Genomic DNA, 24873 nt, shown 5'->3' on the forward strand with positions numbered 1-24873 from the left:
CCTTTTATTTATTATTAAATGACTTAATAATAACTTCATTTAATTTTTCATAACCTTTACTATTCAAATGTAACTCGTCTTTATACAATTCATACTGTTGATTAAATTCGATTGCCACATCTATTACCTCGATACCTTTTACATTCAATCTAAGTAAGTATCTATTTATTTCATCAACAGATTCATCCACTAACGTAGTCCAAATTAATTTTCTTGGATAAGATATTTTCCCAGCGGGTATTATGGTTGTAATATATACTTTGATATTTTTCTTTACAAAAAAAAGTGCGATCCCATCTAAATTCTTCATTAAATTAGAACGAATATCATATTCTTTGTCTTCATACAAACCAATCGTCTTCAAATCATTAATACCGAGTTGTAAAAAAACAGTGTCAACAGAATCAGGTACTTCCAACATTGGCAGAGCAAGAAATATTTGACTTGAAGTAAAACCACTAAATCCATACATAAACGATTTACAGAATGAAGGGGGAACTTTCCATTGTGAGACTCTAGAATCTCCAATAAATAAACAATTTGGTGAACCAACATTTTTTTTGTATATATCAAACCAAGTCCCAGTTGGATCTAACTGAGCCTTCATTAATCTTTCATATAAAATTATGCTTCCATATAACGTAACAACGTTCAACGTTAACAAAATGACAATGATAATTAAGAAAATGTTATTTTTTATAATTTTCATTCTTGCCCTTTTTTATTGATCTTTTATCTGAATAATCTCGGTCAACATAAACTCTTAACATGACCCCCAATATAGACAACATGAGTACAGACCCTTCTCTTGGATAAAAAGATTGACTTCCAAAAGCTGCAACAAGTAAGGATAAAAGAATAGAGAGGCTTGCTCCTCCGACAACGACATACAGACTTTTTCTGTTATCCTTAAATAGAGAGAGTGAATATTTTACAAATAGATAATACAAATAAAATATTGGAATTGCACCAATTAACCCAGTTTCTAAAAGCAGTTCTAAATAAGCATTATGCGGATGCGGAAATGTATCACCTATGCCATAAATTGGTATCATTTTCAATGATATACCAGCCTGATTTATCATCGCAAGTCGCCCATAACCAACTAAAGGTCGTTCATATATTGCATCGATAACCATAGGCCAAGCTAAAATACGACCTGAAGTCATTTCATGAACATCTAACTCTTTATTGCCAAAATCAGGACGGCCAACATCCATGGTTTCACTTTTATCATTAAACCCCATAGTTACTCGTTCTATAGCTGAAGGAGCTATAGCACCTATACCGATTAAAATAAAAGGAGTTAATAGGAAATATTTCCTCCACTTTAAAGAGCAAAGTAAAATACCTAAGATAGCCCATGTTACATACCCCATTCGTCCGCCAGTTAAAGCTTGAGCAACAAAAATTAACGAGCATATAGGTAGAATAATAAAATACACTTTCTTTATAGACACATACTCTTTCATACAAAAAACAAGCCAAAATGCCCCACTAAGAATCATCGATAAGTTAACTCGATGAAAACCAACATTTGATGATAATACTTTAAAAGCTTTACTCTGCAATTCATCTCCACTGATCGTAAGAGCTCCAAAACCCATTGACTTAATAACTTGTAAAGATAGTAATATATATACAGCGACCAGCACCCATAAGAGTAGCTTTATTCTATATTCTGTTCTTGCCCCATCAAAAATAATGAATACTAATAGACTCCATTTAAAACAATTAATAATATACTCGCTAAAAATAACAACAAAAGTTAATTCTCCATACTGAGGTAAATATTCACCTAAAGCTATTGAACCACTTTGATCTGACAATAGTCTTAAAACAGATATTAATATTACAATCATATAAATGAAAAACAATACATTTAGATTTAGAGGCATGTCCCAATTTAAATTATTTTTTCTTCTATCTGATAACCACGAAAACATCACATTAATAAAAAGTAAATTCCACAAATTAAACCCTGGAATACCAAATATACTTTTAGGCATATCTGGATGTTGAATAATTGCTATAAATAAGACTAACCAACAAGTGCCTTTAAACCAATCCTTCCATGAATAAACACATAAGAATAGAATAAGTAAAGATAAAAGAGTGACTCGAATCATTTTGCAACCGCTCTATTAGTCATAAGAGATGAGATATTTATATTATTCCATTGACGTTCCACAGATATAATCGAAAATTTATTTGTGTTTTTATGTGCATTAATTGAGAATTCGACTAGTTTATTTTTTGATGTCAATATTGAAACAAATGCGCTAGCGAAGGAAGTAGAAGATAAATTTTTAATTAAATATCCATTCTGCCCATCCTTAACTAAATCCCCTAAATCACCTACATCAGAAGTAATTGCTGGCACTCCTGTCATCATCGCTTGAATTAATGCTTGCGAAAGTCCTTCTGAATCAGAGGTTAATACAAAACATCTTGATTTTTGTAACCAGAAATGGACATCATTCTGCCAGCCAACAAAGTTAACATCATCAGCAACACCCAAGTATATAGCGAGATCTTCTAATTTTTTCCTATCTGGCCCATCACCCACAACAACAGCATTTAAATTTGGTAATGTTTTTTTAGCTAGTTGTATCGCATGCAAAAATCGGTCTACACGTTTTACTTCCGAAAGACGACCAATAAGAATAAGATCATACTCTTTATCTTGTTCCACCTTTGGACTGAAAATTTGTTCATCAAAACCACCAGGTACAATTTCAAATTTAGTATTAACGCCTTGACTCTTAAAATACTCAATTGCACTTGTCCCCATAGATACAACTAAATCCATTTCATTAACCGATTTTAGTAGCTGTGCTTCAATAAAATAATCAGCTTTATCTAGACGACTAAATATTCTATTTTCTGTTCTAATACCACCACCAACAACTTCCCTTGGGCCTCCGCCACAGATATAGACAGATTTAGCTCCTATCAGTTTTGCTAAAAGAGCAACAAATAGACCATTCAATAACAAATGAAAACCGACTAGCACATCAGGTCGTTGCACTATTGCTAACCAACAAAAATACAGTAACCTAGCACCAACCTGTCCTACTACTCTTTGTAACCATTTAGGTGCGTACACACCTGACACTTTATTCATTTCAGGTACAGCTGTCGCAGATACCATAACCAAACGTTGGCAACTTTTAGCATTTGCCATTGGTCTCAAATGTGTACTTAGCCAATGATTTGAATAAAATGTTCCTGTTACCAAAATGTTTAATCCATTTTTTTGGCTGCATTTCCGATTAGGTAATATTTTAGCCAATAGCATCAAGCAGCGATAAATAACTAAAGCTAATCTTAAAAACCAGCGGTAAAAAATTTTCAACAAAGTAACTATATATAAACTTAAATTCTGGCTCATAATAATGATTCATTAATAAAAGGGAATGTTAATGATGTCCAAGGTATAGACACACTTTTCTGATTTCGAACGTCAGGCGGATTTATTTGTAATCCCTCAAAAATGCTATCATTAATGTATAGTTTTACTCGTTGAGGGTTCTCGACATACCAAGTCAAACCATTAAGATCTTCTCCACAATATGCTGTAGAAAGGAGAATATGAATTTCATCTCCATCTAATTTCACCGTAAATGTTAATTCATCTATCGAGCGGCTGTATCCTAATAAACGTCGTGTTGTCGTTACCAATATTTTATTATTATTCTGATAATCTTCTAATAATTCAAAAGCTCGTTTAGTTTTTTTAGAAAACGGATATTGCTCAGAAGACACTTTACCAAGATGACTATAAAATATACTGCAGCCTTCATTTTTCACTAACGTGTCTAGCACTCCTTTGGTTAATACTTGATCAATACCTCGTGCAGAATCAAACACAGAAACACCAGCCCAAGAAGGGTTACAACGCATAAACTCGATGACGTTAGTTCCATCTAATAACCGCGTTCTTCGTAATACTTTATTATCTTTATGCATCGCATATTTTTTACTACCAAAACGAGCTAACCAACCTTTGATAAATTCTAATAGGATGGTTTTACCCGATTGCATTATTTCGTTCTTATTAAAAAGACCTGCGTAGTATCGTTTTGCATTTTGCGCGACAATACTAGTCACCCGCCCCTTCCAAATAAAGAGGAGTGCGCCTGTTTGTACAGTAAGATCTGTATGGTATGCCTCAGCCCCTTTGATTGCCCCACGACCTTGCATAATATCGTTATCTAAATTAGTTGGTGCTTGCGCATGGTCGATCCAAACATCAATTTTACGACTCCCTTTTTGTATCTCCGACCAGCATTGCTCAATACGTCTTCGGCAGTTAACAAAATCCCCAAATGAATGCAAACAATCGATATGACCAGATTCAATTAACTTATGTATCTTATTCCGTCCATCATCATCTGTATTCGTATAAGAAAAATTATGCTCTGGCATATCAAAATAGATTGTATTACCCACCTCTAAGCCAACCCCCTTTCCAAGTAAGGTGTCTTCGGTGGTATTTAAATATCGTACAGTTTCAAAATAAATTTCTTTATTCGGTGTTTCATCTAAATCACTACAAATAGCTAGCATAGCACTATAAGGATATGGGTATTTTCGTAAACTAACATCCATATTTAGCCGCCTTATTAATGACATAGTTTAAAAAAAATTATTGAAATTTACAGTAACAGAGAAATTTACGTTGCATTTTTTTAGGAACTAAATAAACAAAATAGATGATACAAGTAACGATTCCCGCAAAGAAAATCGTCGCCAATGCAGTACTGTTATCACTAGCATCAAAAGCTTGGCGCGACCAAAAAATCAATCCTAAAAAAGGCGCTATATATATTACAGGTTTGATAAAACTCCTGTGGATATAACTTAACCAAGATAACTTTAATTGCTGGCATGTATAAATTGGTACCATAAATCCATATACAATATTCATTGGTACAACGAACAATAAGGCTGCTGTTGTCAATTCCCAATTATCAACACCTGAAAAAAGAAGCCCGAGCGCGAAAATAATAAATATAGCGATGAACGCAAAAATAGAAATACGTCCATGTTGATTCATCCCCATCAATATACGAATTGAGCTATCTTGCCCAATAGGTAATAATTGCCCTACAGCTAAAATCATGACCAGAGGTGATAGCGCATACTCACTGCCCATCCAATAATGTAAAACAACATCCCCATAAATAAATATAAAACCCAAACTCGGTAACGTAAATGCAAAACTGAGTGTTGTAGTATTAATATAAAGAGATTGAATTGCTTTAATGTCACCTGCTCCCTGCAGAGAGCCAGTGGTCGGAGTTAACATCAAAGTAAACTTTGTCATAAATGTTTTTATCTGCTTAGTTAGTGCCATCGGCCTTGCAAAAACCGCTAGTGCAGCGGGTCCGATAGCACTAACTAACATAATACTAATAGTTTGCAATAATATAATGGAGGGTATGTTTGACAGCATGCTTTTCACCCCAAATACCAATATATCCAGACACGTAGCCCAATTAACCATTCGTAAATTAAAATGAAATTCTTTGCATATTTTGTTAACAAAAACAAAACGCAGAGCTTCAAAAATAATTGTTGAGATGAAATAACAGAGAGCCATTCCTGCAACACTAAATTCTGTAAAATATAAGGCGTAAAGCATCAATATTAACGAAAATACACTCTCACCAGCATGTAAAGCATTATGGATATCCCAGCGATGATACCCAGTTAACAAACCTCTTGCAGAGCCTGATACCATCCTGACCGCAACACTTAATCCTAAAAATAATACAACCCATTGCGCTATTACTGTATTTTCTTTTAGTGCATCACTGAAATAAATCGGCAATAAAAAATGAAACAAAAAAGTAAATAGCATGGTTACAAAAGAAAAAGCTGATTGCACAAAAATAGCCGAATTTGCAACTTTATTAAGTGAAACAAAATCACCTGAAGAGCGATGCTTTGCAATGAAACGATTAAAACATGCCCCCATACCAAAACCAACCAAGGTTAAGTAGCTAACAAACGACCAACCAAAGTCCCAAACGCCCAATAAATCTTGCCCAACTTTATTGTCAACTAAACGAGGCATAATAAAGCCAGCAAAAATAAGTACAATCTGGCTTGCCCAGCTCACAATTAAGTTCCAAGTAAAACGATCTTGTCCGGTTAAATCTTCTTTTTTAGCTTCACCAGTAACGATCTTCATTTGTTATTCCATGTAACCAAGTGAGTCATTATATTCACCCGCCACTTGATAAAACTTGATAAGATCACCTTCACTAAGTTGGCCTTTCCAACGGTCGTCAAGTTTGATCTCTTCACTGTCATCCAATCGCATACCATTACCGATCACATGATGCTCTACAGTTTTAAAGTCCAACCGTTTTTTCTTTGATTCAACACCGATAAATTCAAATAATTGATCAAGAGTCTCTTCAGTGTTATTACAAATATCTTCATAATGTACTTTAATCCACTTACGCTTATCCATAGTCGCGAGTACAGCTTGAGTTTCTTGGTTACAGCGAACCCACTCATGAGCGCCGACGTCAACACCTCGCCGGCTTTCTTGAGTTTTACCAGAACCACCTCCTCGAAATTGAGGATCTTTAGCATCCGCATATTTCGAAGGGTTTTTATACGCTAATGAGACACCGCGTCCATCACGAACAATCCAAATCACTTTAATATCAAGATCTTTATTTTTTAGTAAGTATTTAAGACGAATACCAATTTTTGACGAGTCAACAACTATTTGTGCTCTAGCCTGTTCTGCAATAGCGCTAATGTAATCAGCGTTACGCTGTTGTAATTTTGGAAGCTGTTGACGCCAAATTGGTGACAGTAGTAGCAAACCATCTCTTATTCTCTCCATAGCTGGAGAGCGTACTAACGGCTTAAGTAATCTGAGCATGTATGGCGTTGCTCCTGTTCGGATATCCGTTCCTGCATCAGAAACGCAAAACTCTTGCCCTCTGTTCGCCATATTTTCACTTACACCTTGCCAGAAATCACACTCGTCAACGAATGTTTTGCAAGAACATAAATAACTTTCCTTATCACCTAAATGTACTGCTTTTAATTCGCCAACACTGCATAAATCAGGATGGGCACCTAATAACATTGCCGTCATAGTCGTACCAGAATGACTAGCCGCAGCTAAATAGATAAGTTGTTGTTTTTTATTTTGCATAATTTTCATCAGTCAGAATTGATAGCTAATTTAAGCGACTAAAGAGGTTTACTTGGATAAAATATTTCTTTAGCTAACATTGCGAGAAACAAGGTATTGGTGACCAAATAACGCTTCCATAAGCGCGCTGGTTCTTGCTTCACTCTATATAGCCATTCCATGCCATACCTTTGCCAAATAAGCGGTGCTCGCTGTACTTTACCGACCAGCACATCAAACGAACCGCCAACACCATGCACAACAGGTACGCACATGGTTTTATTCCAGCGCGCCATAAACTTTTCTTTTTTCGGTGATGTGATAGCAACAAATAAAACATCCGCATTAGAATCTGCAATTTTCTGTGCAACGGTTGCTTCTTCGCTATCAGTAAAATAACCATGTTGAGAACCTACAATTATCACCCCAGGGTACTGACGTTCGATTTCAGTAACCGTTTTCGTCACAATTTCAGGCGTTGCGCCTAAACAGAATATCCGATAACCTTCTTTATCACCTCGCGCTAAAATACCATGCATCAGGTCAATACCAGCAACACGTTCAGGTAAGGTTTTTCTCAGTATTTTACTTGCTTTAACGACAGAGCAGCCATCAGCAAGGATCATATTCGAAGAGCGGACGTCCTTATCTAACGCAGGGTTGCGTTTCATATTCACAATCTTAGCCGCGTTTAACATGCCAATGTGTAGTGATTGTCTATTTTTGATAGCTCGGTCAATATTATCTAAGGCCTGCACAGACGTTAAGGCGTGAACTTTAATACCAAATATATTGACATATTCCTGTGAAACCTCAAATTTAGAAAGAGAGGTATAATCCCCTAAGTCCTGAAATGACAACATTAATAACCACCTTAAATCACAAATGAAACTTCAATACGATGTTAATTATTTAATTCCAGAGAAACTAGGCTTTGCATGTAATGACATTCTCACAAGCATAGTGCAAGCTTTGTCACAATGCCTGTGCATTGCTAGTAATCAGACTGGATGATCGTATCGCAGTTATTTTCATACAATTAATTATTGACAAAACAGTCTCTTACGATGTCAAACTATTCAAACAGATGCTTTAATGATGCGGATAATAATATCCTTAACTAAACTCAACAGCGCTACTCTTACAAATACTATTTAAGTCTTACAAAGAAATTGAAATTGCAGTTTTCAGCTTACTATCAACAACTTAGAGGCTGCCATGTACAAGCATGGCAATATTGAGTATTAGAGTATTAATAATAACTAACCGTATTAGTCAAATGATTATATTAGGGACATTCTATGAGGGCCTATAGTCGGAAAATACTAATCTCATTTTTCCTGTTTAATTTTTTATTTGTGCTAGCGGTTAATTCAGTTGTAGTTGTCAATCTCATTGAGGAGTGGTGGAGCACCGGCGCTTATAACCATGGCCTATTAGGGCTAGCACTTGCAATATATGTTTTTTGGACAAAAAGAGAGGATTTTTCATCTCCGCAAAGTAATCTATTCGGTCTAGTTCTACTAATAGCGACGAGCCTATTACTCTTGATCGCTAATCTAGCCAGCATTGGTCAACTACAAATGCTTAGCTTGTTTCTTGTGATATTAGCGCTATTGCTTTCTTTTTTTGGTTTTCAATCTGTCACTAGGCTATTACTGCCTTTACTGATGATTTTATTGGTACTACCTATTTGGAATGTATTACAACTACCGCTAAGAGATATATCTACTTGGGTAAGCTTTCATAGTGTTCATCTATTAGGATTTGAAATAATTAGAGAAGGATACAAGCTAATAACACCGAGTGGCATTTTTATGGTTGAAGGTGCTTGCTCTGGACTCAGTTTCTTTTTAGCATCAGCTTTATACGCTGTTTTTGTCGCACAGATTAATAATCTATCTCGACCAGCAACGCTCGTTTATTTAACATTCGCTGTAATGGTTGCAGTCATAAGTAACTGGATCCGTATTACGGCTATCATTATCGTTGGAAGCCAAACCGCGATGCAGCATTTTATCGTCCAAGACCATTTAACATTCGGCTGGTTAGTTTTTGCAGCTTGCTTCATACCTGTCATCATTGCAGGAAACACCTATTTTGGTGAGCAATCTCCTGAAAATGGTAAGCAGAAAGAGATAATAAAGCAACCACAACAAATAAGTGCATGGTATCTACTCGTAGTATCGACCATCACTCTATTTTTTGCGACTGCGACAATAATACTTCCCTCTCGCTTTGATCCTAATTATAAATTTGCCCTGCCTATAATCCCATCTTATACGCACTTATCATTAAATAATGCAGCGAGTCAAAACTGGTACCCTGTTTCACACGGTGCGACTAGCGAAGAGTTTAATTATTTTTTACAAGATAAGGATTTACTACAAGTTTACTTGGCAAATTATGCTCGACAAAGACAAGGCGAAGAAATTATTTTTGTTGGAAATACCCTCTTTGATGAAAATCGTTGGTTCAATGTCAAACAACAAACAACCTTATTAAACTCCCCCTTTCTTAAGCAGGTTAATTTAATCACGCTCAGAAAAGACAGCCATCGTTCTCGTTTAATTGCCTATTGGTACTTAGTCGACAGCCACTTTATAGCCGATAAAAAAACAGCTAAGTGGCATGAGGTTCAAGCCGCGATTAAAGGCCAGCCTGGCGCGACGCTCATTGCGATTGCAATTGATTACAGTAATGAAAATGAGACGCGCGCCTTAAAAACCATGACTAATTTTGTCACACTCTTTAGCTCGCACGCTATCAACATGAACAAATCAATATAAGAATAATCTATGCAAGCACTATCTTGGTATATAAAACGAATTAAAACGATGTCGATAAAGGAAATTACTTGGCGCGTAACGTCGTTATCCTCAGCACTTTTTGAACATCTACGAGTAAGTATGAACCTCGTATCGCAAGCGAAGTTTCATGACAACTATCAAGAAAATGCACCATTTCAACCTCCATTTAACGTATTTATAGGTGATATATCAGCCTTTAGTCCTGAGTGGCAGGTATTGCTACTTACCAAAGCGGATAAAATCATACAACATAAGCTCAGTTATTTTGATTTACAAGAACATCATCTAGAAACCCCTATCAACTGGCATAAAGATCATGCAACAGGCCAACAAACAAGTCGTGCAGCTATCATCTCAGTTAACTATCGTGACATGAATAAAAATGGCGATTGCAAATTAGTTTGGGAGCCTAACCGACACCATCAATTTGTAGTATTAGCGCGCGCATATAAAATAACGGGTGAAATAAAATATGCACAAAGTGTCGTTACTCAACTAACAAGCTGGTTAGATGCTAACCCTTACGGTTACGGCATGAATTGGAAAAGCCCCCTTGAATTAGGTATAAGAATGATTAATTGGGTGTGGGCAATTGATCTTATTCTCGATTCCGGACTGTTTGCTGGTGACTTTAAAGCACGTGTATTAAATAGTGTCTATCTTCATTGCCGTGATGTAAGTAATAAATTTTCACAAGGCTCTTCTGCGAATAACCATTTGGTTGGTGAAGCAGCAGGTGTCTATATAGCCAGTAGTTATTTTTCAATGTTAAAAAATGCTAATCGTTGGCGTCATAAAAGTAAAAATGTTTTAGAAACTGAAATACAAGCGCAAACCTTTGCTGATGGATGCTCAAAAGAGCACGGCTTCAGCTATCAATTTTTTGTATTTCAGCTCTACTTGTTCTCTGCACAGGTTGGACGTTGGCAAAAAGATGATTTTTCTGCCTCCTACCAAGATACGTTAAAAAAATTGGCGGCATTTATTGCGTTAATTGCACAAGGGGGTGAAGACTATCCCATGCTAGGTGATCAAGACGATGGTTATGCGCTTGATCTTGGAAACCATGTCCATGATGTAAATGCACTTTGTGATTTGGCTGCCCACCTTTATGACAATCAAATATTTCATATCAATTACCGAAAACCCTGTGAGTCTGCATTTTGGTTATTCAATCAACGCATAGAGCGTAAGCACAACGTTTTACAGGAGGTTCCTCATTTAATTTCTCGTCAATTTCAAGAGTCAGGCTACTTTTTATTACAAGCAGGTAGTCTCACTAATAATGATCAAGTTAGTATTTTATTTGATTGCGCAGAGCTAGGCTATACATCTATCGCTGCTCATGGTCATGCCGATGCATTAAGCTTCGTGATACGTTTAAACGGCAACGATCTATTCATTGATAGTGGTACATACGATTATTATAGTTTTCCACGTTGGCGTAATCAGTTTAGGAAAACACAAGCACATAATACGATCGAAGTTGATGGCGTAGATCAGTCGGTCATGACAGGCCCATTTATGTGGGAGCAACATGCACAAGCGCAGTGCACTCTCTGGAATCCCACTAAATCAGGAGGACAGGTAGCTGGTTTTCATAATGGTTACCAACGACTCTCATCGCCACTTATTCATGAACGTCACTTAGATTTGAACACTCAAAGAAATAGTTTAGTAATAACGGATAAAATTCAGTCTCAAGGCAATCATATTATTGCGTTATATTTTCATCTATCAGAAGATTGCAGTGATATTAAAATAGAAGGTCACATTTGTACCCTTTACTTAAACAGCAATAAAGTAAGTATCAGCCTGCCCAAAAACTTAACTCATGAAATAGTTAGCGGTAAATGGCATGAAGATACCGACCATACATCTTTAGGCTGGATAAGTCGTAGCTACCATCAGCGCACAGCTATTAACACATTGATTTCAAAAGGCAATACCAGTGGAAACAAACTATTCACCACAGTCATCACTTGGATTTAATAAGATATTATGTTGGCTTTAAATAGCGCCCTGTTGGCCAAATCTGTTTAGCTTCAAAAGGCAGGTTCTTCATTTTTCTATGCCAAATAAAAAGGTTTTTACCGTGTTTTTTTTCTGCAAGCCAACGTCTTTTATGGTCTGTATAAACACCAAGAAAGTCATAACAATGTACACCTTCCTGTTTGCAACTCTTATATGAAAAATAACGTAATACCTGGCCAATTCCAGATACGTAATCAGGATTATAACCTTCTTGTATAGCCAAAAATTGGTCATTAAAGACATAACCAAGTTGCATTGCTTGCACTTCACCTCCACTTTCAAGTCGAAGTAATCTTAACCAACCTTTTTGTGATGCTAAAGGAACAAAATTCCGGTAAAAGTTAACGAGCTCTGGACGTCGCTGAAAAGTGCCTCGACCTAGGTGCTGCCAGTGTTTATTGTGTAACGTAAATAGTTTCTCAAGGTGCTCCCCAATATCATCATCTTCGCGGCTAGCTTTAACTTGCCAAGGTCCAATCTTATCTAATCGACAGCGAGTTTGACGTATATTAGTGCGTAAGCTCTTAGATAGATTAGGCAGTATTTCTGCTGTTAGCCCTCCTAACACCACCTGAGCAAACTCGACAGTTCTGCAATGGTAGTGGAGGGGTTTAACAGCTTCTAATGACTCTAATAATGTTGTACCTCCAGCAGTCCAAGATGCAACATTAGTAAACCAAATGAAATCCCAATATAGTTTAATATCAGGGCTAAGCAAATACGCCCAAAGCATGCTTTTAAGATCGAGGCACCTCTCTGCTTTAACAATAAAATTTGAATATTCTGAGCCAGAGTTCTGATCGCCAACAAAGCGTAAAGATTGATAAGTTAATAAATTAGCTAATCGGTATTCTTGTATGTAGAAAGGGGCAATGGCGAGGGTCTGTTGACTATTTTTAATGACGATGATAAGTGGATTAATCGCCGTACTTTGACTTTTCCGCCAACAATCTATCCACTCCCAATTCAGGAAAATATGATTCGCATCAGATTGTTCGAGAAGGTTTTGCCAATCCTCTTTCAAAGCCTCGAATTCACTCCACTCTTTTATTACTCTAATTTCGATAGATTTATCTTCTCCGTTCTCCATATAAACCACCTCATCATGCCCTATAAATTATTTAATCTTTTATAAAAAATAATAGCTTAAAAATCAAATTAATAGAAAACACCGGGTATAAAACAAAACATATCGAGAGCTAAATATGAAAATTAAAATCAATCAATACAACCACTTACATAACCAAACAAACAAGAGGACAATAAATCATTCGCCTTGTTTATCACGTTTGACTTCTGGGGATTATGAACTAAACTGCACACCCTAATATAAAATTACGAATAAATATGGAGTTGGAAATGAATGATTCAAAACAATGGAGAGTTTCCATTAAACACCCTCGTCTACTCGTCTTTTATTGCTTATGTTTATCATTTTTAACAGCTTGTAATCAAGATTCAGCATCAAACAATGACGCGAGTCCAAGTATTGATTTAGGCCCTGACTTAACTGTCGATATCGGTGAATCCGTTCACCTCAGCCCTACAATCAAAAATTTAGACACGAATACGATCTCTTACCTATGGATACAAACATCCGGAAATCCAATATCGTTACCAGACAATAAAAGTTCATATATCGCATTTACGCCACTTGTAAATGACTTTTTAGAATTCGAGGTAACAGTCGCAGACAATCAAGATCAGGAATATAAAGATGCAGTGTCTGTAACAGTATTACCAGAAAATGGGAAATATACAGCCCAACTCAACTGGACAGCTCCGACTGAAAACGAAAATGGCTCAGCACTGACGAACTTGGCTGGGTATAAAATATATTATGGTCAATCTATAACTAACCTCGACGTATCGATAATAGTCAACAACCCCTCAGAAACCTCATACGACATCAAAAATCTAGACTCAAACAACAGTTACTTTTTTTGTATATCAGCTTATAGTGCCGCGGGTTCTGAAAGTAAATGCAGCGACACTGTGGATATTTTGTAGAAGTTATCAATATATTCATATTAGTAATTCCTCATGCAAACTCAGTAAAACTAATGTAATAGTGATTATCTAACATTAGTTTACTGACTAGGCTCAGGCTTACTATTTACGGTTTTTGTCTCTATTATTTCATGATATTAAGCGCTCATACCTCTCACTCCGCTTCAAATAAGTCTATATGCATAATTTCCTATAAATGCTCAAAATTTTGATTATATAACTAGAATAATTATTTCGAATTTAAAAAATCACATTTTCTGTAAACAACTGATAATCGTTGTCTATACTTCATTGAAAATACTCACTGACAATATGCACCAAATACTTCCAACGGCAATTATCAATCGGACAGCTCAAACTCTCAGCCTCATTTACGTGAAGAGTTTTGAAAGTAGCTGAACGATTTTATGAAACTCATTCTTTGTAAGGTTAATTTATATACGTACTACAAGATAACAGACCTGATACTTTTAGTATTAGGTATTACAATTCATACAGAATGTTGAAATTATCATGCCTATAAAAATATTAACCATCTTTGGTACTCGGCCAGAAGCAATTAAAATGGCCCCTCTTGTTAATGCGCTGAATGATCAACAAGATATTGATGCTAAAGTCTGCGTCACAGCACAACACAGAGAAATGCTAGATCAAGTTCTTGATTTATTTTCTATTATACCTGACTACGATCTAAATATAATGAAACCAGGGCAAGTATTGTCCGAAGTTACGACGAATATACTATTAGGTTTAGAGCCCATTCTTAAAGAGTTTCAACCCCAATTAGTTTTAGTTCACGGGGATACATCCACCACTGTATCTGCAAGCTTAGCAGCCTTTTATCAACAGATTCCAATTGGACATGTTGAAGCAGGTTTACGTACTCGAAACCTAAGTTCCCCTTGGCCAGAGGAAGGAAATAGAAAGCTAACAGGCGCAATTACAAAGCTTCATTTTCCACCGACTGTAAGCTCAAAAATTAATTTACTTAATGAGGGTGTACATCCTAATGACATTGAAGTAACCGGCAACACAGTAATCGATGCATTGATAGAAATAACGAATAAACTCAAGAATGACTATCAATTATCCACCACGCTAGCAGACAGATTCTCACAATTAAATAACGATAAAAAACTTATTTTAGTGACAGGGCATCGCAGAGAAAGCTTTGGCAGTGGATTTGAACGAATTTGCGAAGCGTTATCTGAAATTGCAAGTAAACACCCTGATATTCAAATCGTTTATCCTGTGCATCTAAATCCAAACGTCCTAGAACCCGTAAATCGAATATTATCAGGCCTCGACAATATCTTTTTAATCGAGCCACAAGACTATCTTCCTTTCATATATTTAATGAATAAAGCATATTTAATTTTAACTGATTCTGGCGGTATCCAAGAAGAAGGCCCAAGCTTAGGTAAACCAGTTTTGGTCATGCGTGATGTGACGGAACGCCCTGAAGCAGTCAGTGAAGGAACCGTTTTACTTGTTGGTACTGATAAAAACAAAATTGTTAATGCAATAGAGCGCTTACTACAAGATGAGGGTCACTATAACCAAATGAGTCGTTCACATAACCCCTATGGAGATGGGCAAGCGTGTCAGAAAATAATAGCTAAAATAAAACACTATTTCGAAACCCCCTAATACACGCATTATTCGCTCTGTTTAGGTATAAGAAATAATGGTGAATAACTATAACGACCTCAATGCATTAATAATCTGCAATAACAGTTTAAAGGCAATAAATTATGGAGCTCGATAAAGTATCAGTAATTGGGTTAGGTTACATAGGGCTTCCTACTGCAGCAATTATAGCTTCTCGTGGTTTGACTGTGATTGGGGTCGAAATTGACCAAGATACTGTTGAAACCATTAACGCAGGAAAAATACATATCGTCGAACCTAACCTAGACATTCTCGTTCGCAGTGTAGTTTCTAGTGGTAATTTACGCGCAGTGACAAAAGCTGAACCCGCAGACGTATTTATAGTTGCCGTACCAACTCCTTTTATCCATAGTGATGATGATAGCCATCAACCTGATATTAGTTATATTGAATCAACAACTAAAACAATCGCGCCCGTTCTTGAAAAAGGTAACTTGGTCATCCTAGAGTCAACATCTCCCGTGGGAACGATTGAAAAGTTAGCGGCTTGGTTAGCGAGAGCTCGTCCCGATCTTTCTTTTCCTCAAGATAAAGGTAATGCAGCAGACATCAATATCGCATATTGCCCAGAACGAGTATTACCAGGACATGTTTTGCAAGAACTGATCTCCAACGATCGTGTAATAGGTGGTATGAGCAACGTTTGTAGCGCTAAAGCCGTTGAACTTTACCGCACTTTCGTTCGCGGTGAATGCATAGTGACAAACTCTAGAACAGCTGAGATGGCGAAGTTAACTGAAAACTCATTTCGTGATATGAATATTGCATTTGCTAATGAGCTCTCTATTATTTGTGACAAATTAAAAATAAATGTCTGGGAGCTAATCAAACTATCCAACCGCCACCCTCGTGTTAATATATTAAATCCAGGCCCTGGCGTTGGTGGACACTGCATTGCCGTCGACCCTTGGTTTATTATCGACAGTTGCCCCAAAGAAGCACAATTAATCAAACAAGCACGCTTGATCAACGATCACAAACCCCATTATGTGGTTGATCAAATAATACGTGCTGCCGATGAATTTAAACGTCCTATAATTGCCTGTTTAGGACTTGCATTTAAAGCTGACATTGATGATCTTCGAGGTAGTCCAGCCTTGCAGATAGTCGAATTCCTTGCCAATAAAAGAGTAGGTTTATTACTTACTGTCGAGCCAAACATAAGGTCATTACCCCCTCATTTATCAAATTCAGACATTGAGCTAACAAGCTTAGAGACCGCCTTAGCGGTTGCTAATGTAGTCGTTATACTTGTAGACCATCAAGAATTTAAAGCGGCAGATAAAGCCCAGTTTTCAAAAAAAATTGTTATTGATACTCGTGGGATCCTATGAGTTAAGCTCCATCCAACTTCGATATTCAGGCATTACAGCAGATAAAAGGTTGCGAAAGATCCATGATGGGTTATTTATCCCAATTAACTACATTTGATTTTCTAGTAGCTTGCGTTGAGTTCGCACTTGCTTTAACTGCGCTGATTAAAATAAAAAACGTAAAAATAAAGCTTAGCTTTTGTATTTTCTCTTTTTTTTCAGCTATTTGGCATATCACTTTAAGTCAAACCCCATTCACTAATCTAGCCTCTAGTTACCAATTTCAACTGCTAGAAATAATGCGTTACATTGGTTTATTCTTGGTGCTTATTTACCTATTAATGTATTCACAAAAGACACGGCTTCCAGCACATTACTCAACCTTTATGTACCTCATCATTATTATCACGAGTGCCATTTATCTATTTGGTTTAAACAAACCGTTGAATCCATTTTTTCATCCAAAATCATGGCTATATATAAAAATAATATTGTGTTTGATGGCAGTCGTTACCGCAGAACAAATCCTCAGACATACGAATTCAAATAGAGTGAGTAAATTAGTGGCACTTGTTGCGATTACTCTACTTTCTTATGACATACTCGTTTTTTCTAACTTGTTATTATTTACCAGCAAGAATTATAGCCTTTGGTATACAAGAGGCATGATTAGCACAACAACATCTCTAATATTCGCACTGTCAATTATCATATACCCATTTCAGCAGTTACAAGATAGTAAATTTAAATTATCTCGTTCGATCATCATGTTTAATGCCAGTTTCATATTGGGAGGAATATTCCTTATATGCATGGCGACATTGGGGCTTGTGGTTAATATATTTAATGCTGAATGGGCTGAAGTCTCTAAAATCCTTTTGTATGTAATGTCAATATTTGCCATAGCTGCCTTATCGTGTGTCGAAAAATTTCGTCTACTTATTACTGTGTGGATTAGTAAGCATTTCTTTGTTAATAAATATGACTATCAAAAACAATGGATTGAGTTAGATTCGTTGCTGTCAAAAAAACGAGAAGATAACAACGGTTACGAAATAGCACTTTCAGCCATGACAACTTTATTTAAATGTAACAGCGGAGGGATTTGGTTAAAAGGCCAGCAATTTTACTCACCCGTAGCCTTAAAAAATTTCGAATTACCTTCCTCTGGTGCAATTGAAGCAAACAACAGCCACTTTATACAATTAATGGATGAAAATGAGTGGGTATTTAAAGCGCATAGAAATACCAATATTTATGATAAAGAAAAAAATAAACTTTTACCTCAGTGGTATCTCAACGCTAAAGGCCCATGGGTTATAGTTCCATTAAATGCAAATCAAGAATTAATTGGCTTTACCGTACTGTGTGAGAACACGATTAATGCACCATTAACTTGGGAAGATTTAGATATATTAAAACTAACGGGACGCCAGATCGGCAGTTATATTATTAGCCATCAAACCTCTGAAAAGCTAATTCAAAATAAGCAGTTTGATCTATTTAATAAAATAACAGCCTTTGCTATTCACGATATAAAAAATCTTATTTCACAACAAAGTTTGATCGTTAATAACGCAGAGAAATTTATGCACCACCCTGATTTCATTCATGATGTCATATTAACGATTACTAACTCAGTAGAGAAAATGGATCAATTATTAGTCAAACTAAAAGGTAATCCACACGGTGATATTAAGCCCGTCAATATAAATAAACTTCTTAAAAATGCGATAGAAATGAATATATCTAACTTTCCGACTCCAACAGTATCCATACAAGGTAAAGATGCATTTGTAATGGCAGATAAAGATAAATTACAAATGGTGCTCTATCATTTAATTAGAAATGCGCAGGATGCAACCAAAGACAGTGGAACCATAGCAATAAAACTAGCGACGAAAAATGAAGAGCTTTGGTTCGAAATAAAAGATAGCGGATGTGGTATGGACAAAGTATTTATTAAGGAAAAATTATTTAAACCTTTTTCAAGTACGAAACAAGATAAAGGAATGGGTATTGGTGCATACCAAATAAGGGAGCTGATACATTCGTTACAAGGAGAAATTTTTGTTGATAGCATCATAGGAAAAGGCACTACATTCTTAATTTATTTACCTTTGAACAACAATAGAAATAAATAAAATAGTGAACATTCATGATCATAACATTAAAACTGGCACGCTTTAGCTCAACTAAAAGAGGACTATATGCCAAACATTTTATCCATTATATTAATGATTTTTATATTAACAAGTTGCTCTACATCAGGTTCACTCGAAACGAGCGAACCTGAACAGAATGTCAGTATTCCTGAATACAAAATAGGTGCTGGGGATCAATTATATATTAACGTTTGGAAAAATCAGGACTTATCTCTAAATATGCTCGTTCGTCCTGATGGCAAAATATCTGTCCCACTTGTTGGTGATATTAGCGCCGTAGGTCTTCCCGCAGAGACATTAGCTGCGCAACTCAACGAACGCTTAAAGAAGTTTATTCGAGACCCAGAGGTGACTGTAATAGTTACATCGCCGGTCAGTGCCGAGTTTTTAACTCGAGTTCGTATCACTGGCGCAGTTAACGCCCCTCAATCGACGCCTCACAGACAAGGGATGACCGTACTCGATTTACTATTACAAGCAGGAAGTCTAACCCCTTTTGCCGACGGTGACGGTGCTATTTTATACCGAAAAACAGACGATGGTGTTAAACGTTACTCTGTAGAACTTGATCACATTATTAAGCAAGGGGATATATCTACGAATTATGAATTACGTCCATCAGATATTCTGATTGTCCCTGAAAGTTTATTTTAACGTGAATTTAATGAGGTATTTTAAACATGGAACAAAATGAAATATTAAAATATATACCCATTATATGGCAGAGAATCTGTTTAGAAAGATTAAAATCGATACTGCTTATAACGTTAATCAGCTTTGCCATTTTAAGTATAGGGATCTATAAACCTTCTGTATTTAATAGTGAAGTAACTATTTTTGCTGATACTCAAAATATCATCAAACCCTTACTAGGAAAGCAAACTTCAGTAACAAATGTAAAACAAAGTAGAACAGCACAAATTCGAGATGTTATGTACTCCCCTAGACAGTTAAATAAAGTTATTAATAATATTTATGGCAAAGATACTTTCACAACAGCGGCAGACCGTGAGCAAGAACTGGCCAGTATACGAGAAAAACTAGAGGTCAAAGGATTATCAGGTAATTACATTAAAATAGTGTATCAAGATGATAGCCCTGATAAAACCTATAGATTACTTAATGAAATAGTTAGACTCTTCATTGAAGATAGCGCGAATACTAAAAGAGATGAAAGTCGAAGCGCATATAACTTTATCAAACAACAAGTGGCGAGTTATAAGAATCAATTAGTGTTAGCTGAGAATAAATTAAAGACATTTAAATCATCACATTTAGATGGCACAGAAACAGGCGTCGAATCTAGAATTTCAGTGTTACGTAGTGATATTGAAGATATGAAAATAGAAAAGTTGGAAAACTTAAATCGTATTTATTTACTTAAAAAACAATTAAGTTCACAAAAAAAATTCTCATCGAATGATTATGAAGCATCCCTTTACCACAATCAACTCAGGGCATTACAACTGCGCCTTGAAAACCTACTACTCGAGTATAAAGACGACTACCCTGAAGTATCTGACGTTAGATACCAAATTAGTAATCTAAATAAAGTTATTCAAGATTTGAACTCTGGAAAAAAAGAGAAAAGTGATATATCAACTACTCTCAACCCATTATATCAAGAACTAAAAATAAGTTTGGCAGAAGCCACTATTTTAAACAGCACAATAGAAAACAGACTTAAAGCCTTTCATAAGTTAATTGAAGATGCCTATGAACGACGTAAGCGAATTGCCAATAACCAAGCAGAGTTGTCTGAATTGACTCGGGATTACAATGTAGTTCGGATTCTGTATGAAGACATGCTTGCAAATAAAGAAAAAGCGCGCATTTCCATGGTGCTAGATATTGAAGGACAAGGGGTTAACTACAAAATACAAGAGCCAGCAACTTACCCCATGATCCCATCTGGACTTCGCTTTATACACTTCGTTATTGCAGGCCCCATCCTTGGATTATTATCGGTCATCTGTCTATTTGCAGTAAAAGTCGTACTCGATAATAAGATTCGCTTTGCATCTCAACTGTCATCACTCACTAATACACAACTTCTAATCAGTATTGATCACACTTTTAGTCGCTCTGAAAGAAAAAAACAAAAAATAAACAATATTTTGTGCACGTTTTACTTCTTATGCGCATTAACGATCTATATAGCAACTGCACTTACGCAAAAATATGACGTATCTATACCAACATTAATTACACCATTGTATTTTCAATTAATGGAATTAATAAAATGACACAGAACCCTTTAAATTTAAAAGCACAAAATATTAGTAGTGGCCAATTGAATGCTAATAGTATGGATAGCGATAACTGTAAAAAAATTAAAAATATGAATGATGCTAGCCTATTCACTGCAGAAGAACTAGATGAGCTAAAAATAATTTATCCCGGCTGTAAAAATGATAAATCTCTTAATTATTATCGCGAATTACGCACTAAACTATTAAAAGCAGCCAATAACAAAAATTTTGTTTGTATGGTTTCTAGCGTCGCAGAGGGGGCTGGAACGAGTCATGTTGCAGTTAACTTGGCTGCAAGTATTGCACTGGACCACAGTAAAACAGCGCTGATAATAGACTGTAATAGTTACAACCCTCATTTACATAACTATTTGAAGGATGAAGATCCACTCGGATTATCTAACTACCTTGAGCAAAACACCCAAGAAATCGAAGATATTATCTACCCTTCAGGTATTCGTCGAGTCAGGATTATACCTAGCGGTATTCGAACTGAATATGCAGCTGAAAATTTTTCATCTGAAAAAATGAAATCGTTTATCGATACAGTAAAAAAACGTTATCCAGATCGTTTTATTATATTAGACACTCCACCTATTAGCCTTTATGTAGAAAGCCAAATTTTAGCGTCAATTTGCGATATAGCTATTTTAGTCATTCGCTACGGTCATACTACAGCATCAGAAGTGCAGACCGGAATTGATCTGATTAACAGTGATAAATTAGCGGGTGTTATTCTTAACAATGAGTAATATATCTATGAATATGAGTAACAATACTATTCGAATATATATAACTCTATCCTCGTTTAGCATCTTATACGAGGGTAGCGCTCTTGCATCTGAAGCCTACGCCCGAAACAGATTTATAGAGGTCGGCGCCGAGTATGAATACAGTGACAACATCTATAAAGCACCTAATCGTAAGAAGGATGGGACAACGACGACTGCTGGAATAGAACTCGGCTATGAGCAAAATAAAGCCAACAACCGTATTAGTCTTAACTACTATGCTGAACACTCAGAGACAAGTGAAGCTGACTTACAAAGTAATAGTTATTGGGTCGGTCACTCTGCAATTTCACAAGACGTTTTCAGCAAAAATCTGCTGTTTAATCTTGAGCATACACGACAGCGTTACCTTATAGATCAAACTAAAACAGCACTTGATAGCAATCAGGATGAAAGAGACCTTCTGACAGCGGGCTTACAATGGCGAATTCCTTATTCACCCCGAGTCATCTTTATATTAGGCGCTACGCATACACAAACTTGGTTTAAAGAAGAGAAGATCAATAATAACAGTACGAACGAAGGCCAAGTCAGTTTGCAATATGCATTCGATAACATATCACAAATTCGACTCAGTTATGTTCGTAGCCAAAATAAGTTTGATGATTTTGACTACACCTACGATGAGCACAGCTTAGATGTTCGCTTTACACGTCAATACTTACTGGGAAATTACGCCTTTAACGCAGGAGGAAACTGGGTTAATGCTTCAAGCGAAAAATATGATGGATACCATTATGGGTTCACTATTGATGCAAAATTTCACCGGTATTTATTTGTCTTTAACGCATCTCAAGTATTAACCAATACTTCAGCTCAAGTTGGGACAGATGATGAGTTAGACTTTTCAAACAATCAATTATTTTATAGAACTAATGTTGCATTGCAACAACAGTACACGTCCTTAGATGAGCGGTTACTCAGCACAATCCGCTTATATTATGATAATGATGATGCAATCGCATCCATGAACGGCTCTGATATCAGAGATCAAGATAGATATGGCGCTTACGGAGAGCTAACGTGGTCATTTACGAATAAATTAAGCGCTAACTTATCCCTCAACTATTATAGCGCAGAGCTTTCAACTCGCGATACAAAAAAATTCGCAGAAGCAAAAATTGGCAGTCGTTATAGTTTAAATTCCTCACTATATATCCAATTTACAGTTTCTTTTGAAAAACAACATAGCATGCAGAACTCTGCGGGTTATGAAGAAAAAAACTATGCAACGAGAATAGCTTTCAGATACTAAATATTCTTATTATTAGGGAGTATATTTTGCAAAAAAACATCACTCAAACATTACTCATTGTTGAAGATGACATCGGGCTTCAAACTCAACTTAAATGGCATTTTTCTAATTATAATGTAGTGGTAGCTGCGAATGTCAATGATGCTATTACAGCTATACGTTTACATGAGCCACAAGTTATGGTGCAAGACCTTGGCTTGCCACCCGAACCAGATGGTGTAATACAGGGTTTCGAATTACTACAACAATCCCTGCGTATACATCCCCACATGAAATTAATAGTGATGACAGGTAATGATTGTAATGAGCATGCGCTAAAAGCGGTCAGCCTAGGTGCTTATGACTTCTATAGTAAGCCAGCCAACCCTGAAACACTGGAACTTATCGTGCAACGTGCCTTTCATATGCATCAACTTGAAAGTAAAAATAGAGCCTTTAACTTATCTAAAAGTAGCAACCTGGAAGGATTAATCACGACCGATGACAAAATGCTTAAACTTTGTAAATTAATCGAAAAAGTAGCGCCGACCAATGCGGCTTGCTTACTCCTTGGTGAAAGTGGAACAGGTAAAGAAGTATTAGCTAAAGCATTACATACTCTCAGCACTCGTAATGAGTATCCTTTTGTGGCAATAAATTGTGCAGCCCTACCCGAGAATTTGTTTGAGAGTGAATTATTCGGCTATGAGAAAGGTGCGTTTACCGGCGCTGTAAAAAGTACCCCCGGAAAGTTTGAGCTTGCGAATGGTGGAACAGTATTTCTTGATGAAATTGGGGAAATGCCCCTGCAATTACAAGCTAAACTACTACGCTTTCTGCAAGAGAAAGTAATAGAACGAATTGGAGGACGGAAGTTAATTCACCTAGATACCAGAATTGTCTGTGCAACCAATAGAAATCTAGAAGATATGATGGCTAACGCCGCATTCCGGGAAGACCTCTATTATCGAATTGCAGAAATACAGATAGAAATTCCGCCATTAAGAGATAGAAGCTCAGACAAAACCTTACTCGCTCGTTATTTGTTAAAAAAATATGCTCAAAAAGAACATTTAAACATAGTAGGTCTTAGTGAAGACGCCATCAATGCTATCGAGGAATATTCATGGCCAGGCAATATTCGAGAGCTTAGCAATAAAGTCACTCGAGCCGCAATCATGTGTGAAGATAAATACATTAGCGCTGAAGATCTTGGTTTAAAGTCAGCTGAAAACATCCATCTAAATCTAAAAGTTATTAGGGAAAGTGCGGAAAAAGATGCGCTTAAAACAACACTAAGTGCAACGGGGAATAATATCTCTGCAGCTGCAAAACTGCTTGGTGTCACTAGACCTACATTATACGATTTAATGAAAAAACATAATTTAGATGCAAGCTTAAAAACAAACTTAATTTAATCACAAA

Annotated in this window: 19 protein-coding genes; 11 read left to right on the forward strand and 8 right to left on the reverse strand. The window is 36.3% G+C overall.

Annotation, left to right across the window (positions count from 1 at the left end):
• Positions 1-4 precede the first annotated feature (4 nt).
• The 7 genes from HWV03_RS12570 to HWV03_RS12600 are packed head-to-tail and all read right to left on the reverse strand — an operon-like array spanning position 5 to position 8031.
• Positions 5-709 (reverse strand): SGNH/GDSL hydrolase family protein, encoded by a 705-nt coding sequence (locus tag HWV03_RS12570; protein ID WP_211676212.1) that lies wholly within the window; start codon positions 707-709, stop codon positions 5-7.
• Positions 690-2129: an O-antigen ligase family protein gene (locus HWV03_RS12575; RefSeq protein ID WP_211676213.1), complete on the reverse strand. Its 1440-nt coding sequence runs from the start codon at positions 2127-2129 to the stop codon at positions 690-692. Before HWV03_RS12575 ends, HWV03_RS12570 begins: the two co-directional genes overlap by 20 nt.
• Positions 2126-3394 carry a glycosyltransferase family 4 protein gene (locus HWV03_RS12580; RefSeq protein WP_211676214.1) on the reverse strand — a complete coding sequence of 423 codons (1269 nt, stop codon included), beginning with the start codon at positions 3392-3394 and terminating at the stop codon, positions 2126-2128. The genes HWV03_RS12575 and HWV03_RS12580 overlap by 4 nt, the downstream gene beginning before the upstream one ends.
• A complete protein-coding gene (locus HWV03_RS12585; RefSeq protein ID WP_211676215.1) occupies positions 3391-4614 on the reverse strand; it encodes a hypothetical protein in 1224 nt (407 codons plus the stop codon). The genes HWV03_RS12580 and HWV03_RS12585 overlap by 4 nt, the downstream gene beginning before the upstream one ends.
• A gap of 37 nt (positions 4615-4651) precedes the next feature.
• Positions 4652-6202 carry an MATE family efflux transporter gene (locus tag HWV03_RS12590; protein ID WP_211676216.1) on the reverse strand — a complete coding sequence of 517 codons (1551 nt, stop codon included), beginning with the start codon at positions 6200-6202 and terminating at the stop codon, positions 4652-4654.
• A gap of 3 nt (positions 6203-6205) precedes the next feature.
• Positions 6206-7189 (reverse strand): sulfotransferase, encoded by a 984-nt coding sequence (locus tag HWV03_RS12595; RefSeq protein ID WP_211676217.1) that lies wholly within the window; start codon positions 7187-7189, stop codon positions 6206-6208.
• Positions 7190-7227: 38 nt separating this feature from the next.
• On the reverse strand, positions 7228-8031 hold the full coding sequence (locus tag HWV03_RS12600; protein WP_211676218.1) for a WecB/TagA/CpsF family glycosyltransferase: 804 nt from the start codon (positions 8029-8031) through the stop codon (positions 7228-7230).
• A 438-nt stretch (positions 8032-8469) separates the two neighbouring features.
• Between HWV03_RS12600 and HWV03_RS12605 the strand changes: the two genes are divergently transcribed.
• Positions 8470-9957, forward strand: coding sequence for an exosortase C-terminal domain/associated protein EpsI (locus tag HWV03_RS12605; protein WP_211676219.1), 1488 nt, complete (start codon positions 8470-8472; stop codon positions 9955-9957).
• A 9-nt stretch (positions 9958-9966) separates the two neighbouring features.
• Positions 9967-11970, forward strand: a complete 2004-nt coding sequence (locus tag HWV03_RS12610; RefSeq protein WP_211676220.1) for an alginate lyase family protein — start codon at positions 9967-9969, stop codon at positions 11968-11970.
• Between the two features lie 7 nt (positions 11971-11977).
• On the opposite strand, the gene HWV03_RS12615 is transcribed toward HWV03_RS12610, so the two are convergent.
• The gene (locus HWV03_RS12615) at positions 11978-13102 is read right to left on the reverse strand and encodes a GNAT family N-acetyltransferase (RefSeq protein WP_211676221.1); all 1125 of its coding nucleotides are present in this window, start codon (positions 13100-13102) and stop codon (positions 11978-11980) included.
• 269 nt (positions 13103-13371) lie between these two features.
• Here HWV03_RS12615 and HWV03_RS12620 point away from each other — a divergent pair, with 269 nt between their 5' ends.
• From HWV03_RS12620 to prsR, 9 genes are all read left to right on the forward strand, one after another.
• On the forward strand, positions 13372-14022 hold the full coding sequence (locus HWV03_RS12620) for a fibronectin type III domain-containing protein (RefSeq protein WP_211676222.1): 651 nt from the start codon (positions 13372-13374) through the stop codon (positions 14020-14022).
• Positions 14023-14535: 513 nt separating this feature from the next.
• Complete coding sequence (wecB, locus tag HWV03_RS12625) at positions 14536-15672, forward strand: non-hydrolyzing UDP-N-acetylglucosamine 2-epimerase (RefSeq protein ID WP_211676223.1); 1137 nt, start codon at positions 14536-14538, stop codon at positions 15670-15672.
• Positions 15673-15776: 104 nt separating this feature from the next.
• On the forward strand, positions 15777-17027 hold the full coding sequence (wecC, locus tag HWV03_RS12630) for a UDP-N-acetyl-D-mannosamine dehydrogenase (RefSeq protein ID WP_211676224.1): 1251 nt from the start codon (positions 15777-15779) through the stop codon (positions 17025-17027).
• Positions 17028-17089: 62 nt separating this feature from the next.
• Entirely contained in the window at positions 17090-19150 is a 2061-nt protein-coding gene (gene prsK, locus HWV03_RS12635) for an XrtA/PEP-CTERM system histidine kinase PrsK (RefSeq protein WP_211676225.1), read from the forward strand.
• Positions 19151-19216: 66 nt separating this feature from the next.
• A complete protein-coding gene (locus HWV03_RS12640) occupies positions 19217-19825 on the forward strand; it encodes an XrtA/PEP-CTERM system exopolysaccharide export protein (RefSeq protein ID WP_211676226.1) in 609 nt (202 codons plus the stop codon).
• 26 nt (positions 19826-19851) lie between these two features.
• On the forward strand, positions 19852-21417 hold the full coding sequence (locus HWV03_RS12645; RefSeq protein ID WP_211676227.1) for an XrtA system polysaccharide chain length determinant: 1566 nt from the start codon (positions 19852-19854) through the stop codon (positions 21415-21417).
• On the forward strand, positions 21414-22175 hold the full coding sequence (locus HWV03_RS12650) for an AAA family ATPase (protein ID WP_211676228.1): 762 nt from the start codon (positions 21414-21416) through the stop codon (positions 22173-22175). The genes HWV03_RS12645 and HWV03_RS12650 overlap by 4 nt, the downstream gene beginning before the upstream one ends.
• Positions 22176-22182: 7 nt before the next feature.
• The gene (locus tag HWV03_RS12655; RefSeq protein WP_211676229.1) at positions 22183-23469 is read left to right on the forward strand and encodes a TonB-dependent receptor; all 1287 of its coding nucleotides are present in this window, start codon (positions 22183-22185) and stop codon (positions 23467-23469) included.
• 26 nt (positions 23470-23495) lie between these two features.
• Positions 23496-24866 carry a PEP-CTERM-box response regulator transcription factor gene (prsR, locus tag HWV03_RS12660; RefSeq protein WP_211671879.1) on the forward strand — a complete coding sequence of 457 codons (1371 nt, stop codon included), beginning with the start codon at positions 23496-23498 and terminating at the stop codon, positions 24864-24866.
• The last annotated feature ends 7 nt before the right edge of the window (positions 24867-24873 follow it).

Origin of the sequence: Moritella sp. 36 (assembly GCF_018219415.1) — a bacterium.
Taxonomy (GTDB): domain Bacteria; phylum Pseudomonadota; class Gammaproteobacteria; order Enterobacterales; family Moritellaceae; genus Moritella.